14 protein-coding genes are annotated in these 15,805 nt (G+C 70.8%); 9 read left to right on the top strand and 5 right to left on the bottom strand.

From position 1 onward, the window contains the following. Positions 1 to 29: 29 nt before the first annotated feature. Positions 30 to 719, bottom strand: coding sequence for an adenosylcobinamide amidohydrolase (locus A9X00_RS00070; protein ID WP_197515001.1), 690 nt, complete (start codon positions 717 to 719; stop codon positions 30 to 32). Positions 720 to 781: 62 nt separating this feature from the next. Further along, a complete protein-coding gene (locus A9X00_RS00065) occupies positions 782 to 1,876 on the bottom strand; it encodes a HoxN/HupN/NixA family nickel/cobalt transporter (RefSeq protein ID WP_369830696.1) in 1,095 nt (364 codons plus the stop codon). A gap of 100 nt (positions 1,877 to 1,976) precedes the next feature. Here A9X00_RS00065 and A9X00_RS00060 point away from each other — a divergent pair, with 100 nt between their 5' ends. After that, a complete protein-coding gene (locus A9X00_RS00060; RefSeq protein ID WP_067147388.1) occupies positions 1,977 to 2,459 on the top strand; it encodes a Fur family transcriptional regulator in 483 nt (160 codons plus the stop codon). A gap of 161 nt (positions 2,460 to 2,620) precedes the next feature. Here the strand turns inward: A9X00_RS00060 and mtr are convergent, their stop codons facing one another. Together mtr and A9X00_RS00050 are read right to left on the bottom strand one after the other, a co-directional pair. Further along, complete coding sequence (gene mtr / locus A9X00_RS00055; RefSeq protein ID WP_067147385.1) at positions 2,621 to 4,000, bottom strand: mycothione reductase; 1,380 nt, start codon at positions 3,998 to 4,000, stop codon at positions 2,621 to 2,623. A gap of 10 nt (positions 4,001 to 4,010) precedes the next feature. Next, positions 4,011 to 5,021, bottom strand: coding sequence for an alpha/beta hydrolase (locus A9X00_RS00050; protein ID WP_067147382.1), 1,011 nt, complete (start codon positions 5,019 to 5,021; stop codon positions 4,011 to 4,013). A gap of 104 nt (positions 5,022 to 5,125) precedes the next feature. Here A9X00_RS00050 and mqo point away from each other — a divergent pair, with 104 nt between their 5' ends. The 8 genes from mqo to A9X00_RS00010 all read left to right on the top strand — a co-directional run bounded on the left by mqo (position 5,126) and on the right by A9X00_RS00010 (position 15,609). Further along, on the top strand, positions 5,126 to 6,616 hold the full coding sequence (gene mqo / locus A9X00_RS00045) for a malate dehydrogenase (quinone) (RefSeq protein WP_082974588.1): 1,491 nt from the start codon (positions 5,126 to 5,128) through the stop codon (positions 6,614 to 6,616). Beyond that, complete coding sequence (locus tag A9X00_RS00040) at positions 6,613 to 7,083, top strand: GNAT family N-acetyltransferase (RefSeq protein WP_067147379.1); 471 nt, start codon at positions 6,613 to 6,615, stop codon at positions 7,081 to 7,083. Before mqo ends, A9X00_RS00040 begins: the two co-directional genes overlap by 4 nt. Next, positions 7,080 to 8,879, top strand: coding sequence for a magnesium chelatase subunit D family protein (locus tag A9X00_RS00035; RefSeq protein WP_067147376.1), 1,800 nt, complete (start codon positions 7,080 to 7,082; stop codon positions 8,877 to 8,879). Before A9X00_RS00040 ends, A9X00_RS00035 begins: the two co-directional genes overlap by 4 nt. A 16-nt stretch (positions 8,880 to 8,895) precedes the next feature. Next, entirely contained in the window at positions 8,896 to 9,510 is a 615-nt protein-coding gene (gene cobO / locus A9X00_RS00030) for a cob(I)yrinic acid a,c-diamide adenosyltransferase (RefSeq protein WP_067147373.1), read from the top strand. 94 nt (positions 9,511 to 9,604) lie between these two features. Continuing rightward, entirely contained in the window at positions 9,605 to 10,975 is a 1,371-nt protein-coding gene (locus A9X00_RS00025) for a cobyrinate a,c-diamide synthase (RefSeq protein WP_067147370.1), read from the top strand. A gap of 9 nt (positions 10,976 to 10,984) precedes the next feature. After that, on the top strand, positions 10,985 to 12,181 hold the full coding sequence (gene cobA / locus A9X00_RS00020) for a uroporphyrinogen-III C-methyltransferase (RefSeq protein WP_067147366.1): 1,197 nt from the start codon (positions 10,985 to 10,987) through the stop codon (positions 12,179 to 12,181). A 33-nt stretch (positions 12,182 to 12,214) separates the two neighbouring features. Further along, positions 12,215 to 13,807, top strand: a complete 1,593-nt coding sequence (locus A9X00_RS00015) for an MFS transporter (RefSeq protein ID WP_067147362.1) — start codon at positions 12,215 to 12,217, stop codon at positions 13,805 to 13,807. 53 nt (positions 13,808 to 13,860) lie between these two features. Beyond that, complete coding sequence (locus A9X00_RS00010) at positions 13,861 to 15,609, top strand: proline--tRNA ligase (protein ID WP_067147359.1); 1,749 nt, start codon at positions 13,861 to 13,863, stop codon at positions 15,607 to 15,609. A 6-nt stretch (positions 15,610 to 15,615) separates the two neighbouring features. Here A9X00_RS00010 and A9X00_RS00005 read toward each other — a convergent pair. Next, positions 15,616 to 15,805: DUF4439 domain-containing protein (locus A9X00_RS00005; RefSeq protein ID WP_156771854.1), on the bottom strand; the 190-nt coding region annotated here is incomplete at its 5' end.

Genomic DNA, 15,805 nt, shown 5'->3' with positions numbered 1-15,805 from the left:
AACGCGGCGGTTCGACACCGTCCGCGGGTCTAACACCGCTCGGGGGACCCCGAAATCCAGGACCGGGCACCGGCAAGCACGGCCGCGTGCACCGCCCGCGCGATGCGCGCGCCGAACGCCGAGCGCGGCCCGCCGTACGTCTCCGGGGTCCCGTCCGTCGGGCAGTGCACGACAACCGCGTCCGAGGCGGTTCCGGTGGCCGGCACCCCGGTGTCGTACAACGCTTGCGCTTTCGCCTCCGTTGCCGTGGCTACGGCGTTGACGAGGGCGGCATGAGACAGCCGCACCGGCACCGCAACCACGATGTTGATCGTCCCCACCCGGTGCTCGTCACCGTCGGTCGTTTGGACGCCGGACCGCGACTGGCGGCGGAAGTGCCGGTCGGGCGCGGCCGCCCAGGCCGGGCTGGAGAGCCCAACCGTTGCGGCGGCATGCACGCCGCCGTCGTCGGCGCGGTGGTGCCGGGTCACGTCGACCGCGGTGAGCAGCCCGCAGCCGGCGCCGGAAAGCTTGAGGGCGGTGCCGATCTCGGTCAGGTGGCGGTCGGGGTCGGTCCGGTCGTAATCGAGGGGGACCGTTGCGTTGACCACCCAGTCGCGGGCGCCGATGCCGCCGCCGAGCGGGCCCGACGAGATGCACAGTCGAGGCTCGGCGAATTGCCAGACAAGGACGGGGATCGACCGACGTTGTTCCACCCGCGCGGTCAACCTGGGATGCATGATGTCATCCTGGCGTCCCGGTGCGGGTTTGCAAGTAATGCGCCTGGATCGACCACCACCGGTTAAGTCGCGGACTCGGGCGCCGGCGAGGAGGACGCCCACTTTTCTTCGATGCGCCCGTAGCGCCAGACGAGCAGCGCGACCGCCCAGGTGAGGACGAAGACGCCGACGACGGCGAAGCCGACGGCGTTGAGGTCGAGGCCGCCCAGCCATTGCCAGAACGGGCCCCGCCACCCCAGCTGGCCGGCGAACAGGCCGAGCAGCTCGACGGTTCCGATCAGCAGCGCGATCGCCACCGACAGCCCGGTGATGGTGATGTTGTAGTAGATCTTGCGCAGCGGGCTGGCGAAGGCCCAGCCGTAGGCGAAGTTCATGAACGAGCCGTCGATGGTGTCCAGCAGGCACATGCCGGCGGCGAACAGCACCGGCAGGCACAGGATGGCGTACCACGGCAGCCCGGCCGCCGCGCTGGTGCCGGCCAGCACCAGCAGCCCGACCTCGGTGGCGGTGTCGAAACCCAGCCCGAACAACAGCCCGACCGGATACAGGTGCGAGGACTTGGTGATCGATCGAGTGAGGCGGCCGAGGAACCGGTTGATCAGCCCGCGGTTCTGCAGCTGCAGTTCCAGCTCGGATTCGTCGTAATGACCGCGGCGCAGGCGCGCGAACACACGCAGGATGCCGACCAGCACGACGACGTTGAGGATCGCGATCAGATAGAGGAACACGCCCGAGACGCTGGTGCCGATCAGGCCGGTGTAGTGATGCAGCGTCGAGGAGTCGTCCTCGACCGGCCCGATGATCGCTTTGACCCCGGCCGCAAGCAACAGTGCCAGCGCGAAGACCACCGTGGAGTGGCCCAGCGAGAAGAAGAAGCCGACGGCCAGGGGCCGCTGCCCGTCGCTCATCAGCTTGCGGGTGGTGTTGTCGATGGCGGCGATGTGGTCGGCATCGAAGGCGTGCCGCATGCCCAGGGTGTAGGCCGTCAACCCGACGCCGATGCCAAAAGCCTTGCCGCCCATGCTGATCCGAGCGGGATCCACCAGCAGCACCAGGGTGCCCCAGCCGATCGCATGCAGTGCGGCGATCACCGCCAGCATCGATCCGAGCCGCCACCACTCCGCCGGCGCCAAGGCGCTTCGCAGCTTACCGGCCACCTTCACGACATTAGGGAGCCTCGCGAGCCAAGTGCAAGTGGATTGCAGGAGCGGTGGGCGAAGACTGGCAATCACCGGTGCCGGCCGCGACACTGAGAGGATGTCGCCCAGGGCCTCCAAGCAGGCCACCGCGCTGGACCCGGCCGTCACCGAACGCATCGGTGGCCTGCTTCGGGCGCACGGGCTGCGCCGGATGGCGTCGCGGATCCAGGTGTTGGCGGTGCTCGAGCCGGTCAACGGGCACCTGCCGGTGGCCGAGATCCACCAGCGGATGCGCGCGTCCCTGCCGCCCGGCACCCCGCCGCCCGACGTGGCGACGATCTATCGCACCGTGACGACCCTGGTCGATCAGGGCGTGCTGCACGCCCTGACCCTCGAGGGCGGCGTGACCACCTACGGCCTGGCCACCGCCCCCCACCACCACGCGGTGTGCACGCGGTGCGGCTCGATCATCGAGGTACCCGCACGGCAACTGAGTTCGGCGCTCGAGCACGCGATGGCGGGCAGTTCGTTCGCGCTGTCGGAGGCGGCCGGCCTGACGCTGCACGGGCTGTGCCCGCAGTGCCAGCGCGATCGCCACTAGCCCGATGGTGGCGACCCGCGGCGCCCGGCTACGCCGCGCGTGCGATCGCCACTAGCCCGATGGTGGCGACCCGCGGCGCCCGGCTACGCCGCGCTTGCGATCGCCACTAACCCGATGGTGGCGACCCGCGGCGCCCGGCTACGCCGCGCTTGCGATCGCCACTAGCCCAAGCCCAGTAGGGCGTTTTCGACCACCTCGGGCAGCGCCGGATGTATCCAGTACTGTCCACGCGCCATCTCCGTCGCGGTCAGCCCGAAGCTCATCGCCTGGACCAGCGGCTGGATGATCGACGACGCCTGGTATCCCATGATGTGCGCGCCCAGCAGGCACCCGCTGTTGCGCTCGGCGATGAGTTTGACCATCCCGGTGGTGTCCTCCATGGCCCAGCCGTAGGCGACGTCGGCGTACTCCTGCTCCGCGACCGAGATGTCGAATCCGCGCGCGATGGCCTGGTTTTCGGTCAGCCCGACGGTCGCCAGCTGCGGGGCAGTGAACACCGCCGACGGCACGAACCGGTGGTCGGTCACCGCCATGGACTCGGTGTCGTCCCAGTCGCACAGCAGGTTGTGCTGCACGACCCGGGCCTCGTGGTTGGCGACGTGCTTGAGCTGGTGGGGCGACGAGACGTCGCCGAGCGCGAAAACGCCACGCGCCGAGGTCCTTTGGTATTCGTCGACCGCGATCCGGCCGTCCCGGATGTCGATGCCGGCTTGTTCGGCGTCCAGTAGGTCGGCGTTGGACATCCGGCCGGTGGCCACCAGCAACAGGTCGGCGTTCAGGGTGGACCCGTCGTCGAGCTCCAGGGCGACGCCGGAGCCGCGGTTGGCGGCGCGGGCGACCATCCGGTGGGTGCGCAGTTCCCATTTGCGCGAGGCGATCCGAGTGAACCGTTTGCAGATGGTGTCGTCGAAGTAGCGCAGCAGGGTGGCGCCCCGGACGATCAGGGTGACTCGCGCACCGAGCGCGGAGAAGACGTGCGCGAATTCCGTTGCAACAAACCCGCTTCCGATGATCGCGATGTGCTCGGGCAGCTCGGGGATGCGCATGACCGTGTCGCTGGTGTGGTAGTGCACGTCGGACGCGAGGATGGCCGACGGGATCACCGGGCGGGAGCCCGCCGCGATCACCACCTGATCGGCGGCGAACTCCTCGCCGGCGTCGGTGCGCAACAGGTAGCGGCCGTCCGGCTGCACCGGCCCGAACCGCGTGTGCCGTTCGTAGAGGTCGACATTGGGCAACGAGCGCCGGTATTCCTCGCCGCTCAGCGAGATCGGGTCGATGCGTCCGAAGACGCGCGAGACGATGTCGTCCCAGCGCACCCGGTCGATGCGGGCGTCGATGCCGTAGCGCCCCGCGTCCCGGATGGTGGCGGCGACCTCGGCGGCGTAGACGAACATCTTGGTCGGGATGCACCCGACGTTGAGGCAGGTGCCGCCGAAGGTGCCCTGCTCGCAGATGGCCGCCCGCTTTCCGGCGTAGCGGTCGTCGAGAATGGTGTTGCCCGAACCGGTTCCGATGATCGCGATGTCGTACGTTTCCATGCTTGGGCCGTCACCCCTTCCCCGATGATGCCGACGCGTCGGTGCTTTCGTTGCTGAGGTAGTGGTCCAGCCAGAGGTCCAGTTCGCGATAAGCGGTGCGGCGCGGCTGGTTCAGCGACAGGAACACGTCGTGTTTGGCGTCGGGCACCGGGACGATGGTGGTGCGATTGCCGATGCAGCCGGCCCACTTGGCGATCTGGGTGACGTCGAGGACCGCGTCGCCCGATTGCATGGACGCCGGGTCGTTGGTTTCCCGCACCGTGTGATCGGACCGCAGGAGCAGGTTGGGCACACCGACGTCGAGCCCGCGGTGCAGCCGCGCCTGGCCGCGCCGGATGGCGTGCAACCAGCCAAGGGTGATCGGGAAGCCGCCCAGCGGCTTCCACTGCAGGTTGTAGTCGAACTCTCCGTGGTAGTCGCGGTGCAGGGTGGTGCCGTAGCCGCCCTCGGTGGATCCGCGGACCACGCCCTTGGACTTCACCCGGGACAGTCCGGCGATCACCGCCGAGGTCACCGAGTGGCGCAGCACCGCGGGGCCGTGCAGGTCGAGGAACGGGCTGTTGAGCACCACGCCGCCGACGCCGGCGTGCGCGGCGGGATCGCGCCGGCGCAACCGGTCCAGCCACAACGGCACGATGAGCCCGCCGGAGGAATGGCCGTAAACCAGCACCTTGGCTCGCCGGCCGGACGGGCCGGGCGCGCGGATCACCGACAGCGCCCGCCCGAGTTCGGCGTCGTAGTGCGCCAGGTCGGTGATGAAGTGCGGGGTCTGGCCCTCGCGGCGCGACCGGCCGCACTTCTGCAGGTCCAGCGCGTAAAAGGCGAAGCCGCGATCCGCGAATCGATCGGCCAACTCCGTGTGGAAGAAGTAGTCGGTGTAGCCGTGCACGGCCAGCACGGCGTGCCGCGCGTCCGTGGGCTCGCCGCGGCGGACCAGCGTCGCCACGATCTCGCCCTCGCCGGCGGGGTCGAGCCCGAGCGGGATCGTGTGCTGCCAATAGCCGGGCAGCACGTCGGGCACCCAGCCAGTCGCCCCGCCAGTCACCAAGCCAGCTTAAAGGGTTTGCTGGTTACGGGTGGCCGCTCGTCATCAACGCCCCGATAGCGCCGGGATAACCTGGGACGGTGTCAGGCCCAGCCAGAACCGCGCGCACCGACGTCGTGCTGGTGGGTGCGGGCATCATGAGCGCCACGCTGGGCGCATTACTCCGTCGGCTGGAACCGGACTGGTCGATCACCCTCATCGAGCGCCTGGACGCCGTCGCCGCCGAGAGCAGCAGCCCCTGGAACAACGCGGGCACCGGGCACTCCGCGCTGTGCGAGCTGAACTACACGCCGGAGAACCCCGACGGCTCGATCGACATCAGCAAAGCCGTGCGCATCAACGAGCAGTTCCAGGTGACCCGCCAATTCTGGGCCTACGCCGTGGAGAACGGGATCCTGACTGACCGCGGCTTCCTCAACCCGGTCCCGCACGCCAGCTTCGTGCGCGGGGCCCGGCGGGTGGACTACCTGCGCCGGCGGCAGCGCGCCCTGGCCGGCAACCCGCTGTTCGCGCGCACCGAATTGATCGACGACCCGGACGAATTCGCCCGCCGGCTGCCGTTCATGGCCGCCAAACGTGATTTCTCGGAGCCGACCGCGCTCAACTGGGCCGCCGACGGCACCGACGTCGACTTCGGTTCGCTGGCCCGGCAACTCGTCGGTTTTTGCGTGCGGGGCGGCGCGACGGCCCTGTTCGGTCACGAGGTCCGCAACCTGACCCGCCAATCCGACGGCAGCTGGACGCTGCAGGTGCGCAACCGCCGCACGGGCGAAAAGCACCGGCTGAACACCAAATTCGTGTTCGTGGGGGCCGGGGGCGACGCGCTGCCGTTGTTGCAGAAGTCGGGCATCAAGGAGGTCAGGGGCTACGCCGGCTTCCCGATCGGCGGCCGGTTCCTGCGCGCCGATAACCCGACCCTCACCGCCGCCCACCGCGCCAAGGTGTACGGCACCCCCGCGCCGGGCGCGCCGCCGCTCGGCGCGCTGCATCTCGACCTTCGGTTCGTCAACGGCAAGTCGTGGCTGGTGTTCGGGCCGTTCGCCGGCTGGTCGCCGAAGTTCTTGAAGCACGGCCATTTCACCGACCTTCCCCGCTCGGTCAAGCCCGACAACCTGGTGTCGATGCTCGGCGTCGGGGCCACCCAGCTGACGCTGGTCAACTACCTGATTCGCCAGCTGCGGCTCTCCGAGCCCGACCGGGTGCGAGCGCTGCGCGAATTCGCACCCAGCGCAACCGATTCCGACTGGCAGCTCACGGTAGCCGGCCAGCGGGTTCAGGTCATCCGCCGCGACCGGCGCCGCGGCGGGGCGCTCGACTTCAACACCACCGTGCTCGGCGCCGCCGACGGCAGCATCGCCGGGCTGCTGGGCGGCTCCCCGGGGGCGTCGACCGCGGTGCCGGCCATGCTCGACGTCTTGCAGCGTTGCTTCGCCGGCCGGTACGCCTCCTGGCTGCCCACGCTCAAGGAGATGGTGCCGTCGCTGGGGACCGAGCTGTCCCGCGAGCCCGCCCTGTTCGAGGACGTCTGGTCATGGGGCACAAAGGCATTAGGATTGGGCGTGCACTCGTGACGGAAACACTGCGCCGCTCCTGGTCCAAAGACCTTGACGCCGCGACCCTTTACGAGCTGCTCAAGCTGCGGGTGGAGGTGTTCGTCGTCGAGCAGGCCTGCCCGTATCCGGAACTCGACGGGCGCGACCTGCTCGCCGAAACCCGGCACTTCTGGCTGGAAACACCCGACGGCGAGGTGATCTGCACGCTGCGGTTGATGGAGGAGCACGCCGGGGGCGAGAAGGCGTTCCGGATCGGGCGGCTGTGCACCAAACGCAGCGCCCGCGGCCAGGGCCACACCACCCGGCTGCTGCGCGCCGCGCTCGCCGAGGTCGGCGACTACCCGTGCCGGATCGACGCCCAGGCATACCTGGCCGACATGTACGCCCAGCACGGATTCGTCCGTGCCGGCGACGATTTCGTCGACGACGGCATCCCGCACGTTCCGATGGTGCGTCCGGGCTCCGGGCTGGCGGAGGCGCCGTGAAGCCGTATCCATTCAGCGCGATCGTCGGGCACGACCAACTGCGGCTCGCCCTGCTGCTGTGCGCCGTTCGCCCGGAGATCGGCGGCGCCCTCATCCGCGGCGAGAAGGGCACCGCCAAATCGACGGCCGTGCGCGGGCTGGCGGCGCTGCTGGGCGGGGGCCTGGTCGAAATGCCGCTCGGCGCAACCGAAGACCGCGTGATCGGATCGCTGGACCTGCAGCGGGTGCTGCGCGACGGCGAGCACGCGTTCTCCCCGGGCCTGCTGGCGCGCGCCCACGGCGGCGTGCTCTACGTCGACGAGGTCAACCTGCTGCACGACCACCTCGTCGACGTATTGCTCGACGCCGCGGCGATGGGACGGGTGCACATCGAGCGCGACGGCATCTCCCACTCGCACGAGTCGCGGTTCGTGTTGATCGGCACCATGAACCCGGAAGAGGGCGAGCTGCGTCCGCAGCTGCTGGACCGGTTCGGGCTCACCGTCGATGTGCACGCATCCCGCGACGTCGACGTGCGGATGCAGGTGGTCCGGCAGCGCATGGCCTACGAGGCGGACCCGGACGCGTTCGCGGCGCGCTACGCCGACGCCGACGCGGAACTGGCCCGCGGGATCGCCGCTGCCCGGGCCCTCGTCGACCAGGTGACGTTGCCGGACAACGAGTTACGGCGCATCGCCGCCCTGTGCGCGGCGTTCGACGTCGATGGCATGCGGGCGGACCTGGTGGTGGCCCGCACCGCCGTCGCGCACGCCGCGTGGCGCGGTGCCGCGATCGTCGAGGAGCAGGACATCCGGGTGGCGGCCGAGCTGGCGTTGCCGCACCGGCGCCGCCGCGACCCGTTCGACGAGCCCGGCATCGACCGCGACCAGCTGGACGATGCCCTGGCGCAAGCCGGCTCCGAAGACCCCGAGCCCGATCCCGACCAGCCCGGGGGCGGCCAGGCCGCCGATGCCCCTGAACCGCAGGCAAATTCGAAGCCGCGGTCGTCAACGAAACCGAGCGCGCCGCCGTCCGCGACGTTTCGCGCCCGGGCGTTGACCGTCCCTGGCGTCGGCGAGGGCGCGCCGGGACGGCGGTCGCGGGCGCGCAACGCCTCCGGCATGGTGGTGGCGGCCAGCGACGGAAGCGACGCAGGCGCGCACGGACTGCACCTGTTCGCCACCCTGCTGGCGGCCGCCGAGCGCGCCGGAACGGGGCCGCTGCGGCCGGACCCGGAGGACGTGCGCCGCGCCATCCGCGAAGGGCGCGAGGGCAACCTGGTGATCTTCGTCGTCGACGCGTCGGGGTCGATGGCCGCCCGCGATCGCATGGCCGCCGTGAGCGGAGCCACCCTGTCACTGCTGCGCGACGCCTACCAGCGCCGCGACAAGGTCGCGGTGATCACCTTCCGCCAAACCGAAGCCCGGCTGTTGCTGCCGCCGACCTCGTCGGCGCACATCGCCGGGCGGCGACTCGCCCGCTTCGACACCGGCGGCAAGACCCCGCTCGCCGAGGGCCTGCTCGCCGCGCGAGAGCTGATCGTCCGGGAAAGGGCGCGCGACCGGGCGCGCCGCCCGCTGGTGGTCGTGCTCACCGACGGCCGGGCCACCGCCGGGCCGGACCCGTTGGGGCGCAGCCGAATCGCGGCGGCCCGGCTGCTGGCCGAGGGCGCCGCCGCGGTGGTGGTGGACTGCGAGACGTCGTACGTGCGGCTGGGGCTGGCCCGCCAACTCGCCGATCAGCTCGGCGCGCCGATGGTGCGGCTGGAGCAGCTGCGCGCCGAGAATCTGACGCGCGCCGTGCGCGGCGCGGCCTGAGCGAGAATAGGTCGCCATGCCGCAAGGAAAACCCCTCGAAGTGCCCGACGACGGCCTGACCACCCGGGCCCGGCGCAACACGCCCGTGCTGGCGGTGCACACCGGCGCGGGCAAGGGAAAGTCGACGGCGGCATTCGGAATGGCGTTGCGGGCGTGGAACGCCGGCCTGCGGGTGGCCGTGTTCCAATTCGTCAAGAGCGCGAAGTGGAAGGTCGGTGAGGAGGCGGCGTTCGCCCGGCTTGGCGAGCTGCACGACCGCGATGGCGCCGGCGGCGCAGTCGAATGGCACAAGATGGGGGCCGGCTGGTCCTGGACGCGCAAGGCCGGCAGCGAAATCGACCACGCGGCGGCCGCGGCCGACGGTTGGGCCGAGATCGCGCGCCGGCTGGCCGCGCAGCGCCACGACTTCTACGTGCTCGACGAATTCACCTATCCACTCAAGTGGGGCTGGGTCGACGTCGACGACGTCGTCGACGCGCTGCTGGCCAGGCCCGGCCACCAGCACGTGGTGATCACCGGGCGCGATGCGCCGCAGCGGCTGGTCGCCGCCGCCGACCTGGTCACCGAGATGACCAAGGTCAAGCACCCGATGGATGTGGGCCGCAAGGGGCAGAAGGGCATCGAGTGGTGAGCGCCCCGCCTTTGCCCCGCGAGCGTGCGTGTCTGTACGCCGACACGCCGTGCGGGCTGTCATTGTGCGCACGCTCGCGGCACCGGGAGGGGCGATGACGCCGGTCCCCGCGGTGGTCATCGCCGCGCCCGCGTCGGGCAGCGGAAAGACCACCGTCGCAACGGGTTTGATCGGCGCCCTGCGCAAGGCGGGCCATGCCGTCGCGCCGTTCAAAGTCGGCCCCGACTTCATCGACCCCGGCTACCACGGCCTGGCCGCCGGGCGCCCCGGCCGCAACCTCGATCCGGTGTTGGTGGGGGAGCGGCTGATCGGCCCGCTGTATGCGCACGGCGCCGCCGGCGCGGACATCGCCGTCGTCGAGGGGGTGATGGGTCTCTTCGACGGCCGCATCGGGACGGCGGCTCCCGCGGCGGGCTCCACCGCCCACGTCGCCGGCCTGCTGGGCGCCCCGGTGATCCTGGTGGTCGACGCGCGGGGCCAGAGTCAGAGCATCGCCGCGCTGCTGCACGGGTTTTCGACCTTCGACGCCGCCACCCGCATCTGTGGGGTGATCCTCAACCGGGTCGGGTCGGCCCGGCACGAGCAGGTGCTGCGAGCAGCCTGCGAGCAGGCCGGCGTGCCGGTGTTGGGAGCCATCCCGCGCGCCGCCGAATTGGAGCTGCCCACAAGGTACTTGGGGCTCGTCACCGCCGTGGAGTACGGGCGCCGCGCGCACGACGCGGTGGCGGCGATGACCGACCTGGTCGCCCGCCACGTCGATCTGGCCGCCGTGGTGGCGGCCGGCCGCTGCGGCTCCGCGGACCGGCCGTGGGACCCCGCCGCGGCGGTGGGGGCGCCGCCGCCCGCGCGCGCGACCGTCGCCGTGGCGGCCGGAAAGGCGTTCAGCTTCGGCTACGCCGAGCACGCGGAGCTGCTGCGCGCCGCCGGCGCCGAGGTCGCCGAGTTCGACCCACTCGTCGACGCCCTGCCCGACGGCACCGACGCGGTCCTGTTGCCCGGCGGCTTTCCCGAACAGTTCACCGCGGAGCTGTCCGCCAACGACGTCGTCCGCCGCCAGATCAACGAGCTGGCCGCCGCCGGCGGGCCCGTGCACGCCGAATGCGCCGGGCTGATCTACCTGGCCTCCGACCTCGACGGGCACCCGATGTGTGGGGTGCTGGCCGGCTCGGCGCGCTTCACGCCGCACCTCACGCTGGCCTACCGCGAGGCCGTCGCGGTGGCGGATTCGCCGCTGTATACCGCCGGCGAGCGGGTGGTCGGCCACGAATTCCACCGCACCACAGTCACTTTCGCCCAAAGCTACCAGCCGGCGTGGGTATACCGGGGTGAGCAGGTGCAGGCCGTCTCCGATGGCGCGGTGCACGCCGGCGTGCACGCGTCGTACCTGCACACCCACCCGGCCGCCGCGCCGCGCGCCGTGGCGCGCTTCGTCGCGCACGCCGGCCGGCCGGCGACCAACCCTTAGGCTTGCCGCGTGACCGAGAACGCCTACCTGGCCGGTCTGCGGCTGGCCGGCAAGAAGGTCGTCGTGGTCGGCGGCGGGACCGTCGCCCAGCGCCGGTTGCCCCTGCTCATCGCCAGCGGCGCCGACGTGCACGTCATCACGCGCACCGCCACCCCGGCCGTTGAGGCGATGACCGGAATCGTCCTGTCGGTGCGCGAATACCGCGACGGCGACCTCGACGGCGCCTGGTACGCGATCGCGGCCACCGACGACGCTCGGGTGAACGCCGCCGTCGTCGCCGAGGCCGAACGCAGCCAGATCTTCTGCGTCCGCGCAGACATCGCCGTCGAGGGAACCGCGGTCACCCCGGCGACCTTCAGCTACGCCGGCCTGTCGGTCGGGGTGCTGGCCGGCGGCGAGCACCGCCGGTCCGCGGCCATCCGGTCGGCCATCCGGGAGGCCCTGCAGCAGGGGGTCATCACGGCCGAGAGCGCCGACGTGGTGCGCGGCGGGGTGGCGCTGGTCGGCGGCGGCCCCGGCGACCCCGAACTGATCACCGTGCGCGGGCGGCGGTTGCTTGCCCAGGCCGACGTCGTGGTCGCCGACCGGCTCGCGCCGCCGGAGCTGCTGGCGGAGCTGCCGCCGCACGTGGAGGTGATCGACGCGGCCAAGATCCCGTACGGGCGCGCCATGGCCCAGGACGCGATCAACCAGGTCATGATCGAGCGGGCCCGGTCCGGCAGCTTCGTCGTCCGCCTCAAGGGCGGGGACCCCTTCGTCTTCGCGCGCGGCTACGAGGAGGTGCTGGCATGCGCCGAGGCCGGGATTCCGGTGACCGTGGTGCCCGGTGTGACAAGTGCCATAGGAGTGCCCGCGCTGGCGGGCGTTCCGGTCACCCATCGGGCGATAAATCACGAGTTCGTGGTGGTCAGCGGGCACGTCGCGCCGGGCCACCCCGAATCGTTAGTGAATTGGGATGCATTGGCCGCGATGCGGGGCACGATCGTTTTGCTGATGGCCGTCGAACGCATCGAGCTGTTCGTCGATGCGCTGCTGAAGGGGGGCCGACCTGCGGAGACGCCGGTACTGGTGGTCCAGCACGGGACAACCGCAGCTCAGCACACGTTGCGGGCCACCCTGGCCGACACGCCGGAAAAGATCCGCGCCGAGGGGATCCGACCTCCCGCGATCATCGTGATCGGGGCCGTAGCCGCATTCGGCGTTTAAAAGATTCTTAAGATTACTGTAAGGTAACCCATTATGACGGCTCTCAACGACGCAGAGCGCGCGGCCCAAAATTGGACGTCCGCACGCCCCGATCGTCCGGCCCCGGTGCGCGCTACGCCGCCGGCGGAGACCGCCTCCTCACGTATCGGCAGGTATTCGCCGGCGTGGCTGCCTTCGTGGCGGTTCATCGCGGCCGTGATCGCCATCGGTGGGATGCAGCTGCTGGCGACGATGGACAGCACCGTCGCCATCGTGGCGCTGCCCCGGATCCAGAACGAGCTGAGCCTCTCCGACGCCGGCCGCAGCTGGGTGATCACCGCATACGTGCTGACGTTCGGCGGGCTGATGCTGCTGGGGGGTCGCCTCGGCGACACCATCGGGCGCAAGCGCACGTTCATCGTCGGCGTCGCGCTGTTCACCATCTCCTCGGTGCTGTGCGCGGTCGCCTGGGACGAGGCGACCATGGTCATCGCCCGGCTGCTGCAGGGCATCGGCTCGGCCATCGCGTCGCCGACCGGTCTGGCGCTGGTGGCCACCACCTTCCCGAAGGGACCGGCGCGTAACGCCGCGACGGCCGTGTTCGCCGCGATGACCGCGATCGGTTCCGTGATGGGGCTGGTCGTCGGCGGCGCGCTGACCGAGGTGTCCTGGCGGCTGGCCTTCCTGGTCAACGTGCCGATCGGGCTGGTGATGATCTACCTGGCCCGCACCGCGCTGCGCGAAACCAACCGGGAGCGGATGAAGCTCGACGCGACCGGCGCCATGCTGGCCACGCTGGCCTGCACCGCCGCCGTCTACGCCTTCTCGATGGGGCCGGAGAAGGGCTGGGTCTCGCTCACCACCATCGGCTCGGCCGCGGTGGCGCTGGCGGCGGCCCTCGCCTTCATCGTCGTCGAGCGCAGCGCCGAGAACCCCGTCGTCCCGTTCGAGCTGTTCCGCGACCGCAACCGGCTGGTCACGTTCGCCGCGATCTTCCTGGCCGGTGGGCTGATGTTCAGCCTGACGGTGTGCATCGGCCTGTACGTGCAGGACATCCTCGGCTACAGCGCGCTGCGGGCCGGCGTCGGCTTCATCCCGTTCGTCATCGCGATGGGCATCGGCCTCGGTCTGTCGTCGCAGCTGGTGTCGCGGTTCTCGCCGCGGGTGCTGACCATCGGCGGCGGGCTGCTGCTCTTCTGGGCGATGATCTACGGCTCGTTCTTCATGCACCGGGGCGTGCCCTACTTCCCGAACCTGGTGCTGCCCATCATCGTCGGCGGGATCGGGATCGGCATTTGCGTCGTCCCGCTGACCCTGTCGGCGATCGCCGGTGTCGGTTTCGACCAGATCGGCCCGGTGTCGGCGATCGCGCTGATGCTGCAGAGCCTGGGCGGGCCGCTGGTGCTGGCCGTCATCCAGGCCGTGATCACCTCGCGCACGCTGTACCTGGGCGGCACCAACGGCCCGGTGAAGTTCATGAACGCCACGCAATTGCAGGCCCTCGACCACGGCTACACCTACGGGCTGCTGTGGGTGGCCGGCGTGGCCGTCATCGTCGGCGGTGCGGCGCTGCTCATCGGCTACACCCCCGAGCAGGTCGCCCACGCGCAAGAGGTCAAGGACGCGCTCGACGCCGGCGAGCTCTAGCCCGGCGTAACTGATTTTCGGCAGGCCCACGCCACTAGTTAGGCTGGCCCGCTGTGATCACCCGGATGTCCGAGCTGTTCTTACGCACCCTGCGCGACGACCCGGCCGACGCCGAAGTGCCCAGCCACAAGCTGCTCATTCGGGCCGGCTACGTGCGGCCCGTCGCGCCCGGGTTGTACAGCTGGCTGCCCCTCGGGCTGCGGGTGCTGCGCAAGATCGAGCGGATCGTCCGCGACGAGATGAACGCGATCGGCGGCCAGGAGATCCTGTTCCCGGCCCTGCTGCCGCGCGCGCCGTACGAGACGACGAACCGGTGGACCGAATACGGCGACGGCGTTTTCCGCCTGCAGGACCGCCGCGGCAACGACTACCTGCTGGGCCCCACCCACGAGGAGCTCTTCGCGCTGACCGTCAAGGGCGAATACAGCTCCTACAAGGACTTTCCGTTGCTGCTGTTCCAGATCCAGAACAAGTACCGCGACGAGGCGCGGCCGCGGGCCGGCATCCTGCGCGTGCGGGAATTCGTGATGAAGGACTCCTACTCGTTCGACATCGACGACGCCGGGCTCAAGGCCGCCTACCACGCGCACCGGGAGGCATATCAGCGCATCTTCGAGAAGCTCCAGGTGCGCTACGTCATCGTGTCGGCGGTGTCGGGCGCGATGGGCGGCAGCGCGTCCGAGGAATTCCTGGCCGAGAGCGAAGTCGGCGAGGACACCTTCGTGCGCTGCCTGGAGTCCGGGTACGCCGCCAACGTCGAGGCGGTCGTCACCGCCCGCCCCGAGGCGCGCCCGATCGATGGGCTGCCCGAGGCGGTGGTCCACGACACCGGAGACACCCCGACCATCGCCACCCTGGTCCAGTGGGCCAACGGCGCCAACCTGGGCCGCGAGATCACCGCCGCCGACACGTTGAAGAACGTGCTGCTCAAGGTCCGCCAGCCCGGCGGGGAGTGGGAGCTGCTGGCGATCGGGGTGCCCGGCGACCGGGAGGTCGACGACAAGCGGCTGGGCGCGGCGCTGGAACCGGCCGACTACGCGTTGCTCGACGACGCCGACTTCGCCAAGTACCCGTTCCTGGTGAAGGGCTACATCGGGCCGAAAGCGTTGCGCGACAACGGGGTTCGTTACCTTGTCGACCCGCGGGTGGTGGACGGCACCAGCTGGATCACCGGGGCCGACGAGCCCGGCCGGCACGTCGTCGGTCTGGTGGCGGGCCGGGACTTCACGGCCGACGGCACCATCGAGGCCGCCGAGGTGCGCGACGGCGACCCGTCCCCGGACGGTGCGGGCCCGCTGGTGTCCGCGCGCGGCATCGAGATCGGCCACATCTTTCAGCTGGGCCGCAAATACACCGACGCCTTCACCGTCGACGTGCTCGGCGAGGACGGCAAGCCGGTGCGCCTGACCATGGGCTCCTACGGCCTGGGCGTGTCGCGGATGGTGGCCGTGATCGCCGAGCAGCACCACGACGAGCTCGGCCTGCGCTGGCCGTCGGCCGTCGCGCCGTTCGACGTGCACCTGGTCATCGCCAACAAGGACGACCAGGCCCGCGCCGGGGCGATCGCGCTGGCCGACGACCTGGATCTGCTGGGCCTCGAGGTGCTGCTCGACGACCGCCAGGCGTCGCCCGGGGTCAAGTTCAAGGACGCCGAGCTGCTCGGCGTGCCGCGGATCGTCGTGGTGGGGCGGGGCTGGGCCGACGGCAGGGTCGAGCTGCGGGATCGCTTCGGCGGGCAGACCCGAGAGCTGACCGTCGGCCCGTCGCTGGCCGCCGACATCGCGGCGGCCGTCGACCGGTAGCGCAGACTAGTCGTTGCCGCCCGGGAAGCTCGTCGTGATGGGCCACGCGCCCAGCACGCGGTTCCACCGGGCGGCCATGACCGTGCTCTGCGTCAGGGCGGTGGATCCGAACGCGCGGTCGTCGGCCGTCTCCGCGTGCTCGATGACGGCGCGCCAGGCCGTCGAGCAGTCGTTCTCCATGCGGGCCGCCAGCCGC

It is taken from the genome of Mycobacterium sp. 1245805.9 (genome assembly GCF_001672915.1).
Classification (GTDB): domain Bacteria; phylum Actinomycetota; class Actinomycetes; order Mycobacteriales; family Mycobacteriaceae; genus Mycobacterium.
The sequence above is the reverse complement of the archived record's forward strand: the minus strand, read 5'-3'. Positions and strand labels throughout refer to the sequence as shown.

What these genes read in the sequence shown, in the direction of transcription:
- A9X00_RS00070 (WP_197515001.1), bottom strand. Translation starts at nt 719, where the DNA reads ATGCATCCCAGGTTGACCGCGCGGGTGGAACAACGTCGGTCGATCCCC.
- A9X00_RS00060 (WP_067147388.1), top strand. Translation starts at nt 1,977, where the DNA reads ATGTCGCCCAGGGCCTCCAAGCAGGCCACCGCGCTGGACCCGGCCGTC.
- mtr (WP_067147385.1), bottom strand. Translation starts at nt 4,000, where the DNA reads ATGGAAACGTACGACATCGCGATCATCGGAACCGGTTCGGGCAACACC.
- cobO (WP_067147373.1), top strand. Translation starts at nt 8,896, where the DNA reads ATGCCGCAAGGAAAACCCCTCGAAGTGCCCGACGACGGCCTGACCACC.
- A9X00_RS00025 (WP_067147370.1), top strand. Translation starts at nt 9,605, where the DNA reads ATGACGCCGGTCCCCGCGGTGGTCATCGCCGCGCCCGCGTCGGGCAGC.
- A9X00_RS00015 (WP_067147362.1), top strand. Translation starts at nt 12,215, where the DNA reads ATGACGGCTCTCAACGACGCAGAGCGCGCGGCCCAAAATTGGACGTCC.